At 67.7% G+C, this 18,503-nt stretch carries 18 protein-coding genes; 11 read left to right on the plus strand and 7 right to left on the minus strand.

The genetic code is table 11. The annotated features are described in order from the left end of the window. Positions 1-1,917 carry an ATP-binding cassette domain-containing protein gene (locus tag E3O54_RS13595; protein WP_134401807.1) on the plus strand — a complete coding sequence of 639 codons (1,917 nt, stop codon included), beginning with the start codon at positions 1-3 and terminating at the stop codon, positions 1,915-1,917. Further along, the gene (locus E3O54_RS13600) at positions 1,914-2,621 is read left to right on the plus strand and encodes an ABC transporter ATP-binding protein (RefSeq protein ID WP_134401808.1); all 708 of its coding nucleotides are present in this window, start codon (positions 1,914-1,916) and stop codon (positions 2,619-2,621) included. The genes E3O54_RS13595 and E3O54_RS13600 overlap by 4 nt, the downstream gene beginning before the upstream one ends. Before the next feature lie 281 nt (positions 2,622-2,902). On the opposite strand, the gene E3O54_RS13605 is transcribed toward E3O54_RS13600, so the two are convergent. The 6 genes from E3O54_RS13605 to paaA are packed head-to-tail and all read right to left on the minus strand — an operon-like array spanning position 2,903 to position 7,515. Further along, on the minus strand, positions 2,903-3,676 hold the full coding sequence (locus tag E3O54_RS13605) for an enoyl-CoA hydratase/isomerase family protein (protein WP_104102554.1): 774 nt from the start codon (positions 3,674-3,676) through the stop codon (positions 2,903-2,905). A 48-nt stretch (positions 3,677-3,724) separates the two neighbouring features. Continuing rightward, positions 3,725-4,876 carry a 1,2-phenylacetyl-CoA epoxidase subunit PaaE gene (gene paaE / locus E3O54_RS13610; protein WP_134341838.1) on the minus strand — a complete coding sequence of 384 codons (1,152 nt, stop codon included), beginning with the start codon at positions 4,874-4,876 and terminating at the stop codon, positions 3,725-3,727. A gap of 2 nt (positions 4,877-4,878) precedes the next feature. Further along, entirely contained in the window at positions 4,879-5,397 is a 519-nt protein-coding gene (gene paaD / locus E3O54_RS13615) for a 1,2-phenylacetyl-CoA epoxidase subunit PaaD (protein WP_241976905.1), read from the minus strand. A gap of 2 nt (positions 5,398-5,399) precedes the next feature. Further along, the gene (gene paaC / locus E3O54_RS13620) at positions 5,400-6,230 is read right to left on the minus strand and encodes a 1,2-phenylacetyl-CoA epoxidase subunit PaaC (protein ID WP_134401810.1); all 831 of its coding nucleotides are present in this window, start codon (positions 6,228-6,230) and stop codon (positions 5,400-5,402) included. Further along, positions 6,227-6,532, minus strand: coding sequence for a 1,2-phenylacetyl-CoA epoxidase subunit PaaB (gene paaB, locus E3O54_RS13625; RefSeq protein WP_134401811.1), 306 nt, complete (start codon positions 6,530-6,532; stop codon positions 6,227-6,229). Before paaB ends, paaC begins: the two co-directional genes overlap by 4 nt. After that, entirely contained in the window at positions 6,532-7,515 is a 984-nt protein-coding gene (paaA, locus tag E3O54_RS13630; protein WP_104102566.1) for a 1,2-phenylacetyl-CoA epoxidase subunit PaaA, read from the minus strand. The genes paaB and paaA overlap by 1 nt, the downstream gene beginning before the upstream one ends. 116 nt (positions 7,516-7,631) lie before the next feature. Between paaA and paaI the strand changes: the two genes are divergently transcribed. The 7 genes from paaI (at position 7,632) to E3O54_RS13665 (ending at position 14,278) form a co-directional block, all read left to right on the plus strand. Further along, positions 7,632-8,066, plus strand: coding sequence for a hydroxyphenylacetyl-CoA thioesterase PaaI (gene paaI, locus E3O54_RS13635; RefSeq protein WP_104102568.1), 435 nt, complete (start codon positions 7,632-7,634; stop codon positions 8,064-8,066). A gap of 33 nt (positions 8,067-8,099) precedes the next feature. Then, positions 8,100-9,410 (plus strand): phenylacetate--CoA ligase PaaK, encoded by a 1,311-nt coding sequence (gene paaK / locus E3O54_RS13640; protein ID WP_134341849.1) that lies wholly within the window; start codon positions 8,100-8,102, stop codon positions 9,408-9,410. A gap of 74 nt (positions 9,411-9,484) precedes the next feature. Further along, positions 9,485-10,120 (plus strand): TetR/AcrR family transcriptional regulator, encoded by a 636-nt coding sequence (locus tag E3O54_RS13645; protein ID WP_104102571.1) that lies wholly within the window; start codon positions 9,485-9,487, stop codon positions 10,118-10,120. A gap of 54 nt (positions 10,121-10,174) precedes the next feature. After that, entirely contained in the window at positions 10,175-10,573 is a 399-nt protein-coding gene (locus tag E3O54_RS13650) for a hotdog fold thioesterase (RefSeq protein WP_104102727.1), read from the plus strand. Between the two features lie 10 nt (positions 10,574-10,583). Beyond that, positions 10,584-10,928 carry a helix-turn-helix domain-containing protein gene (locus tag E3O54_RS13655; protein ID WP_134341836.1) on the plus strand — a complete coding sequence of 115 codons (345 nt, stop codon included), beginning with the start codon at positions 10,584-10,586 and terminating at the stop codon, positions 10,926-10,928. 71 nt (positions 10,929-10,999) lie between these two features. Next, positions 11,000-11,512, plus strand: a complete 513-nt coding sequence (locus E3O54_RS13660) for a universal stress protein (RefSeq protein WP_233191501.1) — start codon at positions 11,000-11,002, stop codon at positions 11,510-11,512. 9 nt (positions 11,513-11,521) lie between these two features. Next, a complete protein-coding gene (locus tag E3O54_RS13665) occupies positions 11,522-14,278 on the plus strand; it encodes an HAD-IC family P-type ATPase (protein WP_134401812.1) in 2,757 nt (918 codons plus the stop codon). 94 nt (positions 14,279-14,372) lie between these two features. Here the strand turns inward: E3O54_RS13665 and E3O54_RS13670 are convergent, their stop codons facing one another. Continuing rightward, on the minus strand, positions 14,373-16,499 hold the full coding sequence (locus E3O54_RS13670; protein ID WP_134401813.1) for a DEAD/DEAH box helicase: 2,127 nt from the start codon (positions 16,497-16,499) through the stop codon (positions 14,373-14,375). A gap of 262 nt (positions 16,500-16,761) precedes the next feature. On the opposite strand from E3O54_RS13670, the gene E3O54_RS13675 reads away from it, so the two are divergent. Continuing rightward, positions 16,762-17,241 (plus strand): GNAT family N-acetyltransferase, encoded by a 480-nt coding sequence (locus E3O54_RS13675; RefSeq protein WP_134401814.1) that lies wholly within the window; start codon positions 16,762-16,764, stop codon positions 17,239-17,241. 62 nt (positions 17,242-17,303) lie between these two features. Then, positions 17,304-18,425 carry an aromatic acid exporter family protein gene (locus tag E3O54_RS13680; RefSeq protein WP_134343423.1) on the plus strand — a complete coding sequence of 374 codons (1,122 nt, stop codon included), beginning with the start codon at positions 17,304-17,306 and terminating at the stop codon, positions 18,423-18,425. The last annotated feature ends 78 nt before the right edge of the window (positions 18,426-18,503 follow it).

Here is an 18,503-nt window from a genome sequence, read left to right on the forward strand (position 1 = left end):
ATGACACATGCAACCACACTTACCCTCGCCGGGACGCGCTCCCTCCGCACGCGTTTCTGGGCGAACAACAAGAGCACGCTGGTCGGCTGCGGCGTGCTCGTCGCGCTGATGATCGTGGTCCCTTTCACGGCCAGTTCCTCGGTCATGAACATCGTCGTGTTCGCCATGATCTTCGCCCTGCCGGCCATCGGGCTCAACCTGCTGATGGGTCTGGCCGGGCAGGTCAGCCTCGGGCAGGCCGCGTTTTTCGCGATCGGCGCGTACACCCACGCAATCCTGCTGACCAAGCTCGATCTGCCCGGCCCGGTCGCGGCCACCGTCGGTGTTCTCGCCGCGATGCTGGTCGCCCTGCTCGTGGGCCTTCCGCTGATGCGCCTGCGCGGCCACTACCTCGCGCTGGCGACGCTGGGGCTCGGCTTCATCGTGATGATCGGCGTGCGCGAATGGGATGTCACCGGACGAACCACGGGCATCTACGGCATCTCGCGACCCACGGTGCTCGGGATCCCGATCGACAACAGCGGCTTCTTCCTCTGGTTCGTGACGCCGTTCGTGGTGATCGGGCTCATCCTGGCCCTCAACCTCACCCACAGCCGCGCCGGTCGCGCCCTCTCGGCCGTCAACGACTCCGAACTCGCCGCCGAGAGCCTCGGCGTCAACACCTATGCGCTGCGGCTGAAAGTCTTCGTGCTCTCCGCCGGCTTCGCGGGCCTCGGCGGGGTGTTCTACGCCTACCAGGTCGCGATCGTGAGCCCCGCCACCGCCGAATTCCACCTGTCGGTCTCGATCCTGCTGATGGTCGTCATCGGGGGCCTGGGATCGGTCTGGGGCGCCGTCGCGGGCGCCTTCCTTGTGCAATTCCTCGGCGAGGGCATGCGCGACGTCATCCCGGCCATCTTCCCCGGCGCCACCGGAGAGGTGCAGTTGCTCGGTTACGGTATCGTCCTGATCCTGGTGATCCTGCTCCTGCCCGGCGGCCTCCACCAGGCGGCGACCACGCTGTGGCAGAAGTTGCCGTTCGCCGGGAAGCGCCCACCCGGCGACGCGCATGCGCACGTCCCGGAGGACGACACGACGATCCCGCAGCTCCCGGCGGTCAGCACCCCGGTCGCGGCCGGTGAGCCGATCCTCGTCCTCGAGGGACTGAGCAAACGATATGGCGGCGTCGTCGCCGTCAACGATGTAAACCTCACCGTGCCGGCCGGCAGCATCCTGGGTCTGATCGGCCCCAACGGTGCCGGCAAGACGACCTGCTTCAACATGATCTCCGGAGCACTGACCCCAAGCGAGGGCACCGTCACGTTCCTCGACCAGGTGATCTCCGGCCGCAAACCGCACGTCGCCGCCGCGCACGGGCTGACCCGCACGTTCCAGAACCTGCAGGTCTTCACCTCGACGGATGTCGTCGGCAACGTGTACATGGGCAGGTACCGCAAGGGAAGCGCGGGCGTCCTCCGCGGAATGCTGGGGCTGCAGTCGGGTGAGCAGAGCGCCCACCGCGCCGCGTCCTACGAGATCCTGCAGTCGATGAAACTCTCGGATGCCGCGGACGACTCAGCCTCGGATCTGTCGTTCGGCAAGCAGCGAATCATGGAGGTCTGCCGGGCTCTGGCCGCCGAGCCGGCCCTGCTCCTCCTCGACGAGCCGATGGCCGGCCTATCCGGCGCTGAGCGCGAGGTGATGGCCGAGCTGCTGCGGCGGCTGCGGACCGCCGGGCTCACGATTGTGCTCGTCGAGCACGATGTGGCGCAGGTCATGTCCCTCGCCGACCATGTCGCGGTGCTCGACGACGGTGTGCTCATCGCCTACGGCGACCCGGAGTCCGTGCGCAATGACCCCGCCGTGGTCGTTGCCTACCTGGGCACGGACCTCGACGAGGCCGAAGCGGAACTGAACGAATTGGAGGAGCACGCATGACGCTGATCGTTTCCGGACTGGACGCCGGCTATGGCAAGCTCGCGGTGCTGCACGAGGTCAGCTTCGAGGTGGCGCGTGGGGAGATCGTGGCTGTGGTGGGCTCGAACGGGGCCGGTAAGACGACCCTGCTGCGAGCCGTCAGCGGCCTCATCCGGCCCACCGGGGGCAGCGTGACTCTCGAGGGTCGCACGATCACCGGGAAGCCCACGGAGAAGATGGCCGGATTCGGCCTGACCCATGTGCCCGAGAACCGGCTGTGCTTCCCGACCCTCTCGGTGCGTGACAACCTCATGCTGGGTGCCTGGACGAAGAAGGGCCACGGCGACGTCGACTCGATCCTCAAGCTGTTCCCCCGGCTGCGCACCCGGATGGGTCAGGCCGCCGGAACCCTCTCGGGTGGCGAGCAGCAGATGGTGGCCATCGGGCGCGGCCTGATGGCGAACCCGACGGCGATCATGCTGGACGAGCCGTCCATCGGCCTCGCGCCGAAGGTGGTCGCGGAGATCATGGACGTGCTCTCCCGGCTCTGCGTCGAGGAGCAGCTCGCGGTTCTCCTCGTGGAACAGAATGTGCGCGCCTCGTTCAAGATCGCGCACCGGGCAGTGGTCATGCACCGCGGACGGGTGGCACTCACGGGAACCCCGGCCGAACTCGTGGAACTCCCCGAGGTGCACAACGCCTACCTGGGTGGCGCAGCCGCGTAGCGGCATCCGTTGCCCGCTCCAGGAGCGGCACGCAGGTGTTGCGCCGCTAAGCGCGTGGCGTGCCAGCCGCGCAGCGGCGTAGAACCCGCGCCGCGGACCTGGTCGGCAAATGCTGCGGATGTGGTCGCTGCGGGCGACCGCGGCGACCGGCCCTAACGAATTCGACGGAGATTTTGCCCGAAACGGCCCCAGAACCTTCGGGAACCGCCTTTTTCCCAGAATCTCCGTCGAATTGGTTCGACGCGGGCGGCAGGGACGGGCCAGGACAGGGACGCGACGGGTCAGTCGCGGCCTGTGAACGCGGGCTTGCGCTTCTGCTGGAAGGCGGCGAAGCCCTCGCGGTAGTCAGCGGTGTCGCAGAGGGCCGCCTGCGCCCGGTTCTCGGCGGCGACGCTCTGCCAGAGGCCGAGCCGGTCGTCCCGGAGGGCGCGCACGAGCTCCTTGCTGGCGAGGAACGCCTGAGTCGCCCCTTGTGCGGCCCGTTGGGCGGCCGTCAATGTGGCATCCGTCACCTCGTCGGCCGGGAATGCCTGGCTGAACAGGCCGGCGGCCACGGCCTCCGCGCCCGACATGAGCCGGCCGGAGTAGATCAGGTCGAGAGTGCGGTGCGCGCCGAGCCGGTCGACGAACAGGGCATGGCCGCCGGAGTCGAGCGTGGCACCGAGGTTCGCGAACGGGGACCCGATCTTCGCGGTGTCGGCGACGTAGACGACATCCGTGGCGATCAGCAAGCCGAGGCCAACCCCGAGGCAGGCCCCGGTCGCGGCGGCGAAGGTGGGCGCCGGGAAGGCGCTCATCCGCTGCAACAACGGCGTGACGAGTCCCCCCAGGAAACCCATCACATCGTCGTCGCGCGGGTCGACGCCCGAGATGTCACGGCCCGCGCAGAATGCGCGGCCCTCGCCGCGCAGCGCGAGGGCGCGCACGCCGGCCGCCTCCGCGGTCTCGTATGCGGCCGCGAGCTCGGCCAGGCCGGCCTCGTCGAGCGCGTTCAGCTTGTCGGGGGCGTTCAGGACGACGTAGGCCACGTCGTCCCGGATGGACAGCTCGATCACGGGAACCGCTTTCTGCGCTTGCGCGCCATACCTGATGGGCGAGTGGCGCTACACGTCGTAGTCGACGACGACCCGGTCGGTCGTTGGGTGCGACTGGCAGGTGAGCACATAGCCGCGGGCCAGTTCGTCCGGTTCGAGGGCGTAGTTCTCGGTCATCGTGACGTCACCGCTGACGAGCTTGGCGCGGCAGGTGCCACACACTCCCCCAGCGCAGGCAAACGGAACGTCCGGCCGCACACGCAGGGCGGCGTTCAGGATGCTCTCCTTCGCGTTGACGGGCGTGGTCACCGTGGCGCTCTCGCCGTCGAGCGTGAACTCGATCTCGAAGGTCTTGTCACCGATTCCGACGACCACCGGCCGCCCAGTGTCGCCGACCGCGTGCGTCGGCTCCCCCGTCGTGAACAGTTCGAACCGGATGTGGCCCGGTTCGACGTCCACGCTCTCCAGCGTGTCGCGGCACAACTGCACCAGTTCGAACGGCCCGCAGAGGAACCACTCGTCGACGGCGTTGGGACGGATGATGCTGGCCAGCATCAGGCGCAGCTTCTCCTCGTCGATCCGGCCGGAGAGCAGGGCGGAGGAGCGAGACTGGCGCGAGAGCACGTGGTGCAGTGCCAGCCGGGCCGGGTACCGGTCTTTCAGGTCGGCAAGCTCGTCGAGGAACATCACGTCGAGCGCGGTGCGGTTTGTGTAGACGAGCGTGAAGCGGGAGGTCTCCGAGCGTTCGAGCACGGTGTGTGCGAGCGACATCAGCGGCGTGATGCCGCTGCCGGCGGCGATGCCGACGATGTGCTTGTCGTCCAGAGTGTCCAGCGCGGTGGTGAACGTGCCCTGCGGGCTCATCACGTCAAGGCGGTCCCCGGCCCGGAGTTCGGTGTTCGCCCAGCTGGAGAAGACCCCGCCGAGGTCGCGCTTGATCGCGACGCTGACCGAGCCGAGCGCGTGCGGACGACAGATCGAGTAGCTGCGGCGCAGCTCCCGGCCGCCGATCGTGGCGCGCAACGCCAGGTGCTGCCCGGGGTCGTAGTCGAACTCCCCCTGCAGCGCCTCGGGAACCAGGAAGGTCACCTCGACGCTGTCCTGGGTGAGCTGACGCACCTCGCCGACGGCGAGGGTGTGGAACCGGGCGCGGCGCTTTGTAGGCTCGGTGGCAGGGTCGAGAACGGCTGAATCGGTACTGCGCAGATTGAGTGCGGCCATGGTTACAACACCTTGAAGTAGTCGAACGGTTCGAGGCAGTCCCGGCACTCGTAGAGTGCTTTGCACGACGTCGAACCGAAGCGGGCGAGTTCCCGCGTATTCAGTGAGGAGCAGCGCGGGCACTTGACCACGAGTTGGAGCCGGACGGCGCCGGTCGGGCGCACGCCGGAGAGGCCGGTCGGGGCAGCGATGCCATAACTGACCAGCTTCGCCTTGCCCTCCTCGCTCATCCAGTCGGTGGTCCAGGCCGGGGCGAGCACGAGTTCGACGGTGACGTTCTGGTAGTGGGCATTGGTGAGGGCCGCCCGGACGTCGTCGCGCATGGCCTCCATCGCGGGGCATCCGCTGTAGGTCGGCGTTAGGATGACGTGGGTTCCGTCGGCCGAAACGGCGACCGACCGAAGCACTCCCAGATCTTCAATCGTGAGCACGGGGACCTCCGGGTCGCAGACCTCGGCGGCGATGTCCCAGGCCTTCTGCGACGCCGCGTCGCCCGGACGCGGACGGGCAAGGGAGGCCACGGTCACCATTTCGCGCCGGGGTGCGCCCGCGCCAGCACCTGCATCTCGGCGAGCAGCGGCCCGAGGTTCTCGGAGTGGTCGCCGCGGCGCCCGCCCCCGGAGGAGATGAAGCCGCGGGGAACCTCGAGCTCGGCTTCGGCGAGCACGGGGAACATGGCGCTCAGGACTGAGGCCTGGAGAGAGGACGGCCGCACGGCGACGCCCTCGAGCCGGTCGATCAGCGGCTCGTCGACGAAGAGCTCCTCCACGAACGGCCATAGGTCGGAGAGACCGGTGATCATGCGCCGGCGGGATTCCTCGGTGCCCTGAGCGAGGCGCAGCACCCACTGGATGGAATGGTCGCGGTGGTAGTCGACCTCCTTGACGGCCTTGGCCGCTATCGCGGCGAGCGTCGCATCCGTCGACTGCATCAGCGCGCTGTAGAGCTCGAACAGGTAGTGCGCCGAAATGAACTGACGGGCGATCGTGTGCGCGAAGTCACCGTTGGGCTGCTCGAACAGGTGCGCCGAGCGCCACTGGGGTTCGTCACGCCAGTACGCCAGGTCGTCCTCGGTTCGGCCGGATTCGGCCCCGGCGTAGTGCAACAGGGAACGGGCGTGCCCGATCAGGTCGAGGGCGATGTTGCCGAGGGCGATGTCCTCTTCCAGCTCCGGGGCGCGGGAGATCCACCAGCCCAGGTTCTGGGCCAGCACGAGCGAGTCGTCGCCGAGCCAAAGCGCGTATTCCGCAACGTCGTGCGAGGCGACGGATGCCGCTTCGACCAGTTCCGCGGAGAGCTGGACCGTGTCGACGTCGACGTGGCCGTGGCCGTCCTGCTCGATGGTATCGCTCACAGGTGCTTCACCCCTTCGCTCTCCGTGTAGTAGCTCGCGTGGCGGTAGTTCTTGCCGGCGGGCGATTCGAAGAAGGCACCCTTCGCATCCGGATCGCTCGTGGTGATCGCGTCGGCAGGCACGACCCAGATCGAGACGCCCTCATTGCGGCGGGTGTAGAGGTCACGCGCGTTGCGCACCGCGAGGGTGGCGTCGGGGGCGTGCAGGGAACCCACGTGGGTGTGGCTGATTCCGCGGCTGGAGCGCACAAAAACCTCCCAAAGGGGCCAGATCTCCTTCTCAGATGCACCGGGAGCGCTCATTATGCGACCGCCTTCACGCCCTGCTTGGCGGCGTACGCGGCAGCAGCCTCACGCACCCACTGACCCTCGTCGTGCGCGTCGCGGCGGCGCTGGAGGCGCCTGGCGTTCGCCGGTCCACGGCCCGCGAGCACCTCGTGGAATTCGGTCCAGTCAATTTCGCCCATGTCGTACGCACCCTTTTCTTCGTTCCAGCGCAGGTCCGGGTCCGGCAGCGTCACACCGAGCACCTCGGCCTGCGGCACGAGCATTCCGACGAAGCGCTGGCGCAGGTCGTCGTTGGAGAACCGCTTGATGTTCCAGGCCATCGACTGCGCAGAGTTGGGCGAGTCGTCATCGGGCGGCCCGAACATCTGCAGGGCCGGCCAGTACCAGCGGTTGACCGATTCCTGGGCCATCTCGCGCTGGGCGGGCGTGCCTTTCATCAGCTCGAGCAGGATCTCGAAGCCCTGCCGCTGGTGGAAAGACTCCTCCTTGCAGATGCGCACCATGGCGCGCCCGTACGGACCGTAGGACGCGCGGCAGAGCGGCACCTGGTTGCAGATCGCGGCGCCGTCGACGAGCCAGCCGATGGCGCCCATGTCGGCCCAGGTGGGACTCGGGTAGTTGAAGATGGAGGAGTAGCGCGCCTTGCCCGCGATGAGCTGGTCCGTCATCAGGTCGCGGCTGATGCCGAGAGTCTGCGCGGCGGAGTAGAGGTAGAGACCGTGGCCGGCCTCGTCCTGCACCTTGGCCAGTAGGATCGCCTTGCGCTTCAGGCTGGGCGCCCGGGTGATCCAATTGCCCTCCGGCTGCATCCCGATGATCTCGGAGTGCGCGTGCTGGGAAATCTGGCGGATGAGGGTCTTGCGGTAGCCGTCCGGCATCCAATCACGCGGCTCGATTCGCGAATCGGCGGCAATCAGGTCGTTGAACTGCTGCTCCTCGGCAGACACCGTGGCGGCGCTGTCCGGGGCGATAGCGTAGGGAACTGGCGGGATTGTCATCGTTGACTCCTGGGTTTGGCGAACTTTTACCAACCGATCGTTCAGTTAGTATATGGTTTCCCTACGACCCCCACAACCATGCGTTGCGGCCCGCGGAACTCAATGAGGAGAACCACATGACGGAAGTTTTACCGCCCTCCAACGGGGCCATGATGGAGAACGACCGGGCATCGGCCGCACTCGGCATGGTCGTGCACGCCTCAGAGCCCGGCCGCGCGGTCGTCTCCATGCTCCTGCGGGACGACATGATGAACGGCTTCGACGTGACGCACGGCGGGATCGTCTTCGCTCTGGCCGACACGGCGTTCGCGATCGCCTGCAACGACGACCACCACGTCACGCTCGCGTCGGGCGCCGACATCACCTTTCTGAAGCCCACCGCCGCCGGGCAGACCCTCACCGCGACCGCCGTGTTGCGCACCAAGAGCGGTCGCTCCGGACTTTATGACGTGCGCGTTGCCAACGAGCACAACGTACCGGTGGCGGAGTTTCGCGGGCGCAGCCGCACCACCAACTTTCCCGTACCTGGTTCCGTCGCTCCTCTACTCTAAATCCGCATTCCACCAGGAGGCCTCATGTCAACGATGACCAAGACCCGCTTGCACGCCCCGGCCCAGGATGAACTCGATCCCGAGGAGCGGATGTCCCGTGACGAACTGCAGGCGTTACAGCTGACCCGGCTGCAGAAGACCGTACGGCTCGCCTACCAGAACGTTCCTCTCTATACCCGCAAGTTCAACGAGGCCGGAGTGCACCCGGACGACATCCGCACCCTGGACGATGTGGCCCTGCTGCCCTTCACGACCAAGGACGACCTGCGCGTCTCCTACCCGTTCGGCATGTTCGCGGTGCCGTTGGACCAGGTCGCGCGCATCCACACCTCCTCCGGGACCACCGGGCTGCCGACCGTCGTCGGCTACACGAAGAAGGACCTCAGGATGTGGGCGGGCCTGGTGGCGCGCAGCCTTCGCGCCTCCGGCGTGCGGCCCGGCATGCGCGTGCACAACGCGTACGGTTACGGCCTCTTCACCGGCGGCCTCGGCGCGCACGCGGGCATCGAAGCGCTGGGCGCCACCGCCATCCCGATGTCCGGCGGCCAGACCAACAAGCAGGTCAAGATGATCCAGGACTTCGAACCGGACGTCATCATGGCCACGCCCAGCTACCTGCTGACGATCACGGATGCGATGGTCGCGGCCGGCATGGACCCTCGCTCGTCCAGCCTGAAGGCGGGCGTGCTCGGCGCAGAGCCGTGGACCAATCAGATGCGGCTCGAGCTGGAAGACCGCCTCGACTTCGACGCGCTCGACATCTACGGGCTCAGCGAGGTGATGGGCCCGGGCGTGGGCAACGAGTGCATCGAGACGAAAGACGGACCGCACCTCTGGGAGGACAACTTCCTGCCCGAGGTCATCGACGGCGACAGCGGACTCGTGCTGCCTGACGGCACCCAGGGTGAGCTCGTGTTCACGTCGCTGACCAAGGAAGCTTTCCCGGTCATCCGTTACCGAACCCGCGACCTGACCCGCCTGCTGCCCGGATCGGCGCGCCCCGGCATGCGCCGGATGGAGAAGATCACGGGTCGCAACGACGACATGATCATCCTGCGCGGCGTCAACCTGTTCCCGACCCAGATCGAGGAGATCGTGCTCAGCATCCCGAGCCTCTCCCCGCACTTCGTGATCGAGCTGACCCGGCCGAACCGGATGGACGAACTGACCGTTCGGATCGAACGGCACGAGCACGCCAGCGATGCCGCCTCCGACATCGCCTCAGCGCTGCTGATCCATAAGATCAAGGACCTGATCGGGTCCAGCGTCAACGTGTTGATCGTCGAACCCGGCACGCTCGAGCGCAGCACCGGCAAGCACAAGCGTGTCTACGACCTGCGCTGAGTCTGCCGCACAACCCGCGCAGTCACGGGCCGGTCGTTCCTCCGGAAACCCGGCTCGTGACAGACTTCTCGATTATGTCTGAACCAGCCCTGGCCAAGCGTGGCCGCCCCGGATACGACCAGCCCGCCATTCTCGAGGTGGCGGTCGCCGCCTTCAACGAGTTCGGTTACGACGCCACCTCGATGGGCGTGCTCGCGACCCGCCTCGGCCTGTCGAAATCGGCGATCTACCACCACTTCACCTCGAAGGAGGAGCTGCTGGAACAGGCTCTCGGCGAGGCCCTCGACGGACTCGAAGGGGTGCTGCTCAAGCAGAGCGCCCAGTGCGGCCCGGCCATCGACCGGCTCGCCGCGGTGCTGCGCGGAGCCGTGGAGGTGCTCACCTCCCGGCTGCCCTACGTGACGCTGCTGCTACGGGTGCGCGGAAACACGGATGTCGAGCGCGCCGCGCTCGCCCGCCGCCGCTTATTCGACCGGGCCGTATCCGCCCTCGTGGTGGAGGCCCGCGATGAGGGTTCCCTGCGCGGCGACATCGACCCTCGGATCGTGACCCGGCTGCTGTTCGGCATGGTGAACTCGATCGTGGAGTGGTACCGGCCGGAGGGGCCGGAAGATGCCGGTCAACTCGCCAACGATGTGCTCGCGGTGGCGCTCGACGGGCTGCGGGTGGCGCCGGGCTCGCGGGTCTCGGCGAGCTCGACCACCGAATAGAGGAGACACGTGAACGAGAACTGGAAGATCACGCTCGGCGAACTTGACGAGAAGATGGGCGTGACCATCCTCGAGCAGTCCGCGGAGCGGGTCGTCGCGACGATGCCGGTGGAGGGCAACCGACAGTCCTTCGGGCTGCTGCACGGCGGGGCATCCGTCGCCTTCGCCGAGGCTCTCGGCTCGTGGGCTGCCGTGATCCATGCGGGCCCGGGGCGAAGCGCGGTGGGCCTCGACATCAACGCGACCCACCACCTCGCGGCGCGGTCGGGAATCGTGACCGGGGTGGCGACGGCCATCCGGCTCGGGCGCACGATCGCCTGCCACGAGATCGTGATCAGCGACGACCAGGGCCGTCGGTTGTGCACCGCGCGCATCACGAACCTGATCGTCGACGCGCCCGACCGGCCGCCGTTCGTGCCCCGGGCGCAAGACGGCGCGACACCGGTGGACTAATCTCACTTACATGAACGCATCGGACCCTGACCAGGAGCCCCGGCCCACCCCCGGGAGCGACGCCCGCTGGACGTTCCTGACCAACCACGCACACGTTCTCGTCACGATCGCGCGGGATCCGCAGTGCCGGATGCGCGAAGTGGCCTCCCGGGTGGGCGTCACCGAGCGCGGGGCCCAGAAGATCATCGCCGATCTCGTGGCGAGCGGTTACATCACGAGAACCCGGGTCGGGCGGCGCAACAGCTACCAGATCGCCCCCGGGAGACTGTTCCGGCATCCGGTGTCCGAAGGACACGAACTCGACGAGCTGCTCGCCGTGCTCGTGCCGGTCTCACCCCCCAAGTTGGACACCTGAACGGCAGTTCGCTAATCTGGGAGTGTTCTGATCGTTCTTCCTCATTCATCCCCCAGTTTGGAGAGTCCGCCGTGAGCACCGAAGGCACCACCCCTGCAGGCACACCGGAAACCGCCGAGGCGTCCACGCCGGCGCCGTCGCCGGCCGGCAGCATCGTCGTCGGCCACGACGGCTCGGCCTTCGCGGACCACGCGCTCAGCACGGCGCTCGGGCTCGCCGATCAGTTGCACGCCCCGGTCGTGATCGTGCGCGCCTGGTCAATCGACACCGCCCCCAGGCCCGCGAACTGGGAGTTCGGCTACGTGTCGACGTTCGCCGAATACTCGGAGGCGGTTCGGGCCGCACTGATCGAGGACACCGCTGCGCTGGTGCATGCCTTCCCGAACGTGACCGTCGACTACCGGGCCGTGCATGCGGGGCCTGCCCGCAGCCTGATCGAGGTGTCGCGTGAGGCGCGGATGCTCGTGGTCGGTTCCCGCGGGCGCGGCAACCTGGCCGGACTGTTGTTGGGCTCGGTCAGCGACCAGTGCACCCGGCTCTCGGTCTGCCCGGTGCTGGTGACGCGCAAACGGCCGAATCGCTGACCCAGACGGATGTCCACCACCTCTCCCGCAGCGGCGGCCACCGAGCACGCCGCCTGGCACACCCTCTCGGCCGCTGAAACCACGGCGGCCCAGGACGTCGACGCCCGCGCCGGGCTCGCCGCAGCCGAGGTCGACGACCGCCGTCGGCGATACGGACCGAACCTGCTGCGTAAGCCGAACCGCGTGCCGAGCTGGCGCAAGATCGTGCGCCTTCTCGGCGAGAAGATGACGATCGTGCTCCTGGTGGCCGCGGTCGTCAGCGCCGTCGTCTCGCAAGAACTCGAGACACCGATCGTAATCCTGGTCGTGATCATCCTCAACACCGTTCTGAATTATGTGCAGGAGCGGAGGGCCGAGAGCAGCCTCCAGGCGCTGCAGCAGCTGTCGGAAGGCAAGGCCGTCGTTCGGCGGGACGGAACCGAACTCGAGGTGCAATTCTCCGATCTTGTGCCGGGCGACATCGTGCTCCTCGATGCCGGGGACTCCGTTCCGGCGGACGGTCGCATCATCGAGAATGCCGGCTTGCAGGTGGCCGAGGCGACCCTGACCGGGGAATCCGAGCCGGTCGGGAAGACGATTCCCGCTCTGGACGATGCGGAACTGCCGCTCACAGACCGCACCAACATGCTTTTCATGAACACCCTGGTCACTCGCGGCCGCGCCACCATGGTGGTCACCGACACCGGCATGGGCACGGCCGTCGGCGGCATCGCGGTGCTGTTGAACGAGGTGAAGAACGACAAAACACCGTTGCAGCGGAGGATCGACCAGCTGGCCCAGCTGCTCACCGTTGCGGCGCTGGTCGTGGTGGCGATCGTCTTCGTGCTGGGCCTCCTGCGCGGGGACTCCTGGACCGAGCTGCTGATCACCGCCGTCTCGCTGGCCGTGGCGACCATTCCTGAGGGTCTCACCGCGGTCGTCGCGTTCACCCTGGCGATGGGCGCCTCCCGGCTGGCCGCCCGAGGCGCCATCATCAAGCAGCTCTCGGCGGTGGAAACCCTCGGCAGCGTCAGCCATATCGCCACCGATAAGACCGGCACGCTGACCATGAACGAGATGACGGCCCGCCGACTGCACACCCATGGCCGCGATTTCCGCATCACCGGCGAGGGCTACTCCACCGACGGCCGGATCCTCACCGGCGATGACCGGCCCCTGCCTGACCTCACCGAGGCGTTCCTAACCATGGCCCTGTGCAATGACGCCGTACTGAACGACGGCGTGCTGGTCGGCGACCCCACCGAAGGAGCCCTGGCCGTTCTCGCCGAGAAGGGCGGCATCGACGTCGCAGCTGCGAGGCGGACCCACCCCCGGGTAGCCGAAGTGCCCTTCGACTCCGACTACAAATTCATGGCCACATTCCACCGGCCGGCAGAGCCGACGACCGGACTGCCGCGACCGCCCGGACACCGCTGCTTCGCCAAGGGCGCACCGGGCGCACTGCTGCCCCTGACCGACTCGGTGCTCACCGACGACGGCATCCGCCCTCTCGATGCCACCATGCAGCAACGAATCCACGACACCATCCAGGAACTGGCCGGTGAGGGCCTGCGCACGATCATGGTCGCCGGACGCACCCTCGACGCCGGCACCGTTCCGGGCGACGACTCGGGTCGCTCCCTGGTCACCGGTCTGACCCTCTACGCCATCGTCGGAATCGTCGATCCACCCAGGGTTGAGGCGGCCAAGGCCATCGCGGTGGCGCTCGGCGCCGGCATCCGCGTGCACATGATCACGGGCGACCATCTCGTGACGGCCTCGGCCATCGCCCGCAACCTGGGCCTGCCCGGAGAGGCTGCTGCCGGTCCTACGCTGGACGACCTCGACGATCACGCGCTCGCCGCCCGGGCCGCTGACTACGGGGTACTCGCCCGGGTCACCCCGGCCCACAAGATCCGGGTGGTCAGGGCGTTGCAGGCCGGCGGCAATGTCGTTGCAATGACCGGTGACGGCGTCAACGACGCGCCGGCCCTGAAGCAGGCCGACATCGGCATCGCCATGGGTATCACCGGCACGGATGTCTCCAAAGGCGCCGCAAACATGATCCTCACCGACGACAACTTCTCCACGATCGTCGCCGCGGTGCAGGAGGGACGCGGCATCTACGCCAACATCCTGAAGTTCGTCAGGTTCCAGCTGACCACGGCGTGGGGATTCGTGCTCATCTTCCTGATCGCGGGCGTCACCGGGTGGGCCGCGGGCGCGCCGTTCACGGCGCTTCAGATCCTCTGGGTCAACATCATCATGGACGGCCCACCCGCACTGGCGCTCGGCTTGGATCCGGCCGAACCCGGAACGATGAGCTGGCCTCCGCGCCCGTCCAACGAACCTCTGCTCACTCGGGACAGGATGCTGCGTATTCTCGGGCTCGGCCTCGTCATGGCCGCGGGAACCCTGACCGTGTTGACCCAGGCGTCCGCCCTGTTCCCGGACAGTGCGGGCAACGCGGCCTTCGCCACCACCCTCGCGTTCACGACCTTCGTCTTCTACCAGGTGTTCAACCTGCTCAACGTGCGCTCGGACACCCACTCCGTCTTCTCACTCCAGACGTTCACCAACCGCAGCATCTGGCTGGCACTCACCGCCGTGATCATCCTGCAGGTCCTCGTGGTGCAGATGGACGTGCTCCAAGGACTCTTCGACACGACCTCCCTCACGTCGGGCCAATGGGGTCTGTGCGTGCTGGTCGGGTCGTCGGTGCTCTGGATCGAGGAGGTCCGAAAAGCCATCGTGCGGGCAGCCGGGCATCGCGCAGCTCGCCGCTGAGACCTGCCCGACCCGCAACGCGAGAAGGGGCATCCACCGTGACGGCGGATGCCCCTTCTCGCGTTATTTCAGGAGGTGCTGGAGTTGCTGCCGACTACATTCCGGCGAGGTCGCGCACCGACGTGTCGCCGGGGGCCGCGTTCGTGAAGGAGGCCTCGATCTCGGCGCGGCCCAGCAGCTCATCCATGCGGCGGCGACGCTGCTTCGGGATGAGCGTGACGACGGTACCGGACTTGCCGGCGCGCCCGGTACGACCGGAGCGGTGCAGGTAGGTCTTGTACTCGTCGGGAGCGTCGGCCTGGATGACCAGGTCGATGTCATCCACGTGGATGCCGCGAGCCGCGACATCCGTTGCCACCAGCACGTTGACGCGACCGCTGGTCAGCATCTGCAGGTTGCGGGTGCGGCGAGCCTGGTTCAGGTCGCCGTGCAGGCTCGTGGCCTTCACGCCGGCGTCTTCGAGCTGCTCGGCGAGCTGTTCGGCGTAGGCACGGGTGCGCGAGAAGATCAGCGTCTTGCCCTGGCGGTCGACGAGCTGGCCGATGATGGCGCTCTTGTCGCGGTGCTCGATGACGAGCACACGGTGGTCGATGGTGGAGGAGGCCTGATCTTCGCCGGCAACCTCGTGCACGGCCGGGTTGACCAGGAATTCCTTGACCAGCGAGGCGACGCCCTTGTCGAGGGTGGCCGAGAAGAGCAGCTTCTGGCCGCCCTTCTTGGTCTGACGCAGGATGCGCTGAACCGGCTCGAGAAAGCCCAGGTCGCACATGTAGTCGGCCTCGTCAAGGACGGTGACGACGACCTCGCTGAGGTCGAGGCGACCCTGCTCGATGAGGTCTTCGATGCGACCGGCGGTGCCGATGATGATGTCCACGCCGCGCTGGAGGGCGCTGACCTGGCGGTACTGCGGAACGCCGCCGTAGATCTGGGTGGTGAAGAGGCCGACGCTGCGGGCTATGGGCTGGATGGTGCGGTCGATCTGCAGGGCCAGCTCACGGGTCGGGGCCAGAATGAGCGCGCGGGGCTTGCGGGCCATCTTGCGGTCCTTGGCGCCGTTGTTCTCCAGCAGCTTCTCCACGAGGGGAGCGCCGAAGGCGATGGTCTTGCCGGAACCGGTCTTGCCACGGCCGAGCACGTCGCGCCCAGCGAGTACGTCCGGGATGGTCGCGGCCTGGATCGGGAACGGCGCTGCGGCACCGAGGGTGGCGAGCTCGCGCACGATGTTCTCACCGAGGCCCAAGTCGCCGAAGGTCACGCCGACGACTTCGGCAGCCGTCGTCGCGATGGCTTCGAGGCGCTCAAGCACGACGTCGTCACCAGCGGCGAAGTGCGCCTTGGTGTCGCGGTCGGGGTAGAAGTTGCTGGAGTGGCCGCCATCGGACGCCGAGCGGGCCGGACGCGCCGGACGGTCGGAGTTCGAACGCTCGGAACGGTCGTAGCCGCCACGCTCGGTGCGGGCCGGACGGTCGCCATAGGACGAACGGTCGTTGTTGTTGTACGCCGGACGATCCGTGCGCGGGGCTCGGTCGCCGTAGGAGGGTCGGTCGTTGCCGTAGGACGGACGGTCCGTGCGCGGACGGTCGTTGGTATACGCCGGACGATCCGTACGCGGGGCTCGGTCGCCGTAGGAGGGTCGGTCGTTGCCGTAGGACGGACGGTCCGTGCGCGGACGGTCGTTGTTGTACGCCGGACGATCCGTGCGCGGGGCTCGGTCGCCGTAAGACGGACGGTCGTTGGTATACGCCGGACGATCCGTACGCGGGGCGCGATCGCCGTAGGACGGACGGTCAGTGCGCGGACGGTCGTTGTTGTACGCCGGACGATCCGTACGCGGGGCGCGATCGCCGTAGGACGGACGGTCAGTGTTGTACGCGGGACGGTCGCTTCGGGGACGGTCGCTGTTGTACGAGGGGCGGTCTCCGCGCGGGGCACCACCAGAAGAGGGACGGTCGCTGCGGTTCGGGCGGTCGCCGTAGGCGGGGCGCTCGGAGCGCTGGCCGTAGGCCGGGCGGTCGTTGCCGGCAGGGCGGCCGTTACCGTAGGTTGGCCGGTCATTGCCTGCGGGGCGGCCGGCGGCACGGTCGGCCCGCTCGCCGGCGTTCCACCGGGCTTTCTTGGGTGCACCCTCGGCGGCGTTGTGGCCGCGGTGTCCGGGGCTCTTGCTGCCGCCCTTGGACGGTCCACCCTTGGCGGAGTACTTGGGATCGAAGTTCTTAGGCATGAAAAATGTTCCTGGGTTGTATTGGGTACATGGCAGAACAACGCCGCACACGCGACGCAACCTGAGAACCCGGGCAGTCTATGGCCGGGGCCGTTCACATACAGTGATTTTTCACCAGCGGATTACTGGGAAACCGGCCCATCCTGACTTACAAACCCATCCGCGCACACAGAGAAACACACGGTGTCAAGAGCCGACCTCTCCACATTACCTGATCGATGCCGCAATGTCACGGATCACCTTCACCGCTTACTCTGTTCACATGCTGACGACCATCGACATTGAGTCCCCGCGGCAGCCGGAGATCGCCGCGTTGCTGCGACTGAGCGGCGATTACGCCCACTCGCTGTACCCACCGGAGAGCAACTTTCTGCTCGACGTCGACGAGCTCGAGCAGCCGGGTGTCGCCGTGTACGTCGTGCGGGATGCGACGGCCCGCGCCCTGGGGATCGCCGCGCTGGTGGGTGGGGCCGGTACGACCAGCGCGGCGGAGCTGAAGCGCATGTTCGTGCACCCCGACGCCCGGGGCCGCGGCGTGGCCGCCCGCCTGCTGGCGGGGATCGAGACGGATGCCGCGGCCCGCGGCATCCGAGAAATCGTGCTGGAGACCGGACCGGAGAGCTATGCCGCGCTCTCCTTCTATCGGAGCGTCGGCTACCGGGAGGTTCCCCTATTCGGTCAGTACGTGGGCGAAGCCTTCAGCGTCTGCTTTGCCAAGACGATCCCGGGAACCCGGCCATGACCCGGGATCGGGCAGCCGCCGGCACTTTGGCGCAGGTGAGTGTGCATCGCGCACGGAGGACGGTGTCCTGGCTGGGAGTGGCCGCGACCAGCCCGAGAATCGTGCAGGCGGTCAAGGCCGCCATCGCCGTCGCCATCGCCTGGTCGATCGCGCCGTTGCTGCCTGGTGTGGCGGATGACTACCCCTACTACGCCCCGCTGGGCGCGCTAGTGAGCATGTACCCGACGCTGATGAGTTCGGTGCGGAACGCCCTGCAGACCCTGGGCGGCCTCACCGTCGGAATCCTGCTCGCGGGGGCGGTCATCGTTTTGAGCGAGCCGAACGTTCTCACAATCTCGCTCGCGGTCGGCGTCGGCGCCGCGATCTCGGCCACCGGCTGGTTCGGCGCCAGCCGGGAGTACATTCCGGTGACGGCGCTGTTCGTGCTGATCGTCGGCGGGCCGAATGCCGACGGTTATTCCATCGGGTATCTGGTGCAGATGACGCTGGGAATCGCGATCGGCCTCGCCGTGAACCTCCTCTTCTTTCCGCCGTTGGCCTTCGAAGCCGTCGGCCAGCAGCTGATCCGCTTTCGCCGCACGCTGGCCGATCAGCTCTCGGAGGTGGCCGACGCCCTGGCCGACAGCTGGCCGCCTGAACGGGACGGTTGGGCCTTCCGCAGTCAGGAACTCGTGGCGGTCGGCCGCGCGGTGCGCGTGGCGGTCAGTCACGCCGATGACAGTCGCAAGGGCAACCCGCGCGCCCGCGTGCATCAGCGGGATCTTCGCTCGGACTACGACGAACTGTCGGCCCTTGAGGACGTGACCTTCCACGTGCGCGACTTGACGGAGGTGCTGGCCGCGGCGGTCTGGGGGCAGCCGGTCCAGCTCGAGTTGCACCCCGAGTTGCGGCCGGCGCTCGGCCGGACCTTACACGCCGCGGCCGCCGTGCTGCGGGACTGGGACACGGATGATGACGAGCAGGCGGCATTCGCCGAGGCGGGTGCCGCTCTGACGGACCTGATGACCGAGCTGGACGAGCGGCGAAACTCTGCCCCGGTGATGTCGCTGGGGGTCGCGGCGACGGTCGCGATGGACGTCACCCGCATTCTCACCGCCCTTCGGCCGCATATCCTGCCGGAGGCCGACGAGGGCGACCAGGCCGACGAGGCAAACGCCGCCCCGGACCCGACGCCGACGCGCTAATCCAGGCGAGGACGCCCCGCCCCGTTCCCGGACGGGATTCGGTGCGGCGCGAGAAACGAATTAGTCTCGTTGCACTAC

The organism is Cryobacterium sp. TMT2-4 (genome assembly GCF_004402575.1).
Taxonomy (GTDB): Bacteria; Actinomycetota; Actinomycetes; order Actinomycetales; family Microbacteriaceae; genus Cryobacterium; species Cryobacterium sandaracinum.

What these genes read in the sequence shown, in the direction of transcription:
- paaI (WP_104102568.1), top strand. Translation starts at nt 7,632, where the DNA reads ATGACGGAAGTTTTACCGCCCTCCAACGGGGCCATGATGGAGAACGAC.
- E3O54_RS13595 (WP_134401807.1), top strand. Translation starts at nt 1, where the DNA reads ATGACACATGCAACCACACTTACCCTCGCCGGGACGCGCTCCCTCCGC.
- paaA (WP_104102566.1), bottom strand. Translation starts at nt 7,515, where the DNA reads ATGACAATCCCGCCAGTTCCCTACGCTATCGCCCCGGACAGCGCCGCC.
- E3O54_RS13645 (WP_104102571.1), top strand. Translation starts at nt 9,485, where the DNA reads ATGTCTGAACCAGCCCTGGCCAAGCGTGGCCGCCCCGGATACGACCAG.
- paaK (WP_134341849.1), top strand. Translation starts at nt 8,100, where the DNA reads ATGACCAAGACCCGCTTGCACGCCCCGGCCCAGGATGAACTCGATCCC.
- E3O54_RS13650 (WP_104102727.1), top strand. Translation starts at nt 10,175, where the DNA reads ATGGGCGTGACCATCCTCGAGCAGTCCGCGGAGCGGGTCGTCGCGACG.
- paaB (WP_134401811.1), bottom strand. Translation starts at nt 6,532, where the DNA reads ATGAGCGCTCCCGGTGCATCTGAGAAGGAGATCTGGCCCCTTTGGGAG.
- E3O54_RS13670 (WP_134401813.1), bottom strand. Translation starts at nt 16,499, where the DNA reads ATGCCTAAGAACTTCGATCCCAAGTACTCCGCCAAGGGTGGACCGTCC.
- E3O54_RS13675 (WP_134401814.1), top strand. Translation starts at nt 16,762, where the DNA reads ATGCTGACGACCATCGACATTGAGTCCCCGCGGCAGCCGGAGATCGCC.
- E3O54_RS13665 (WP_134401812.1), top strand. Translation starts at nt 11,522, where the DNA reads ATGTCCACCACCTCTCCCGCAGCGGCGGCCACCGAGCACGCCGCCTGG.
- E3O54_RS13655 (WP_134341836.1), top strand. Translation starts at nt 10,584, where the DNA reads ATGAACGCATCGGACCCTGACCAGGAGCCCCGGCCCACCCCCGGGAGC.
- paaE (WP_134341838.1), bottom strand. Translation starts at nt 4,876, where the DNA reads ATGGCCGCACTCAATCTGCGCAGTACCGATTCAGCCGTTCTCGACCCT.
- E3O54_RS13600 (WP_134401808.1), top strand. Translation starts at nt 1,914, where the DNA reads ATGACGCTGATCGTTTCCGGACTGGACGCCGGCTATGGCAAGCTCGCG.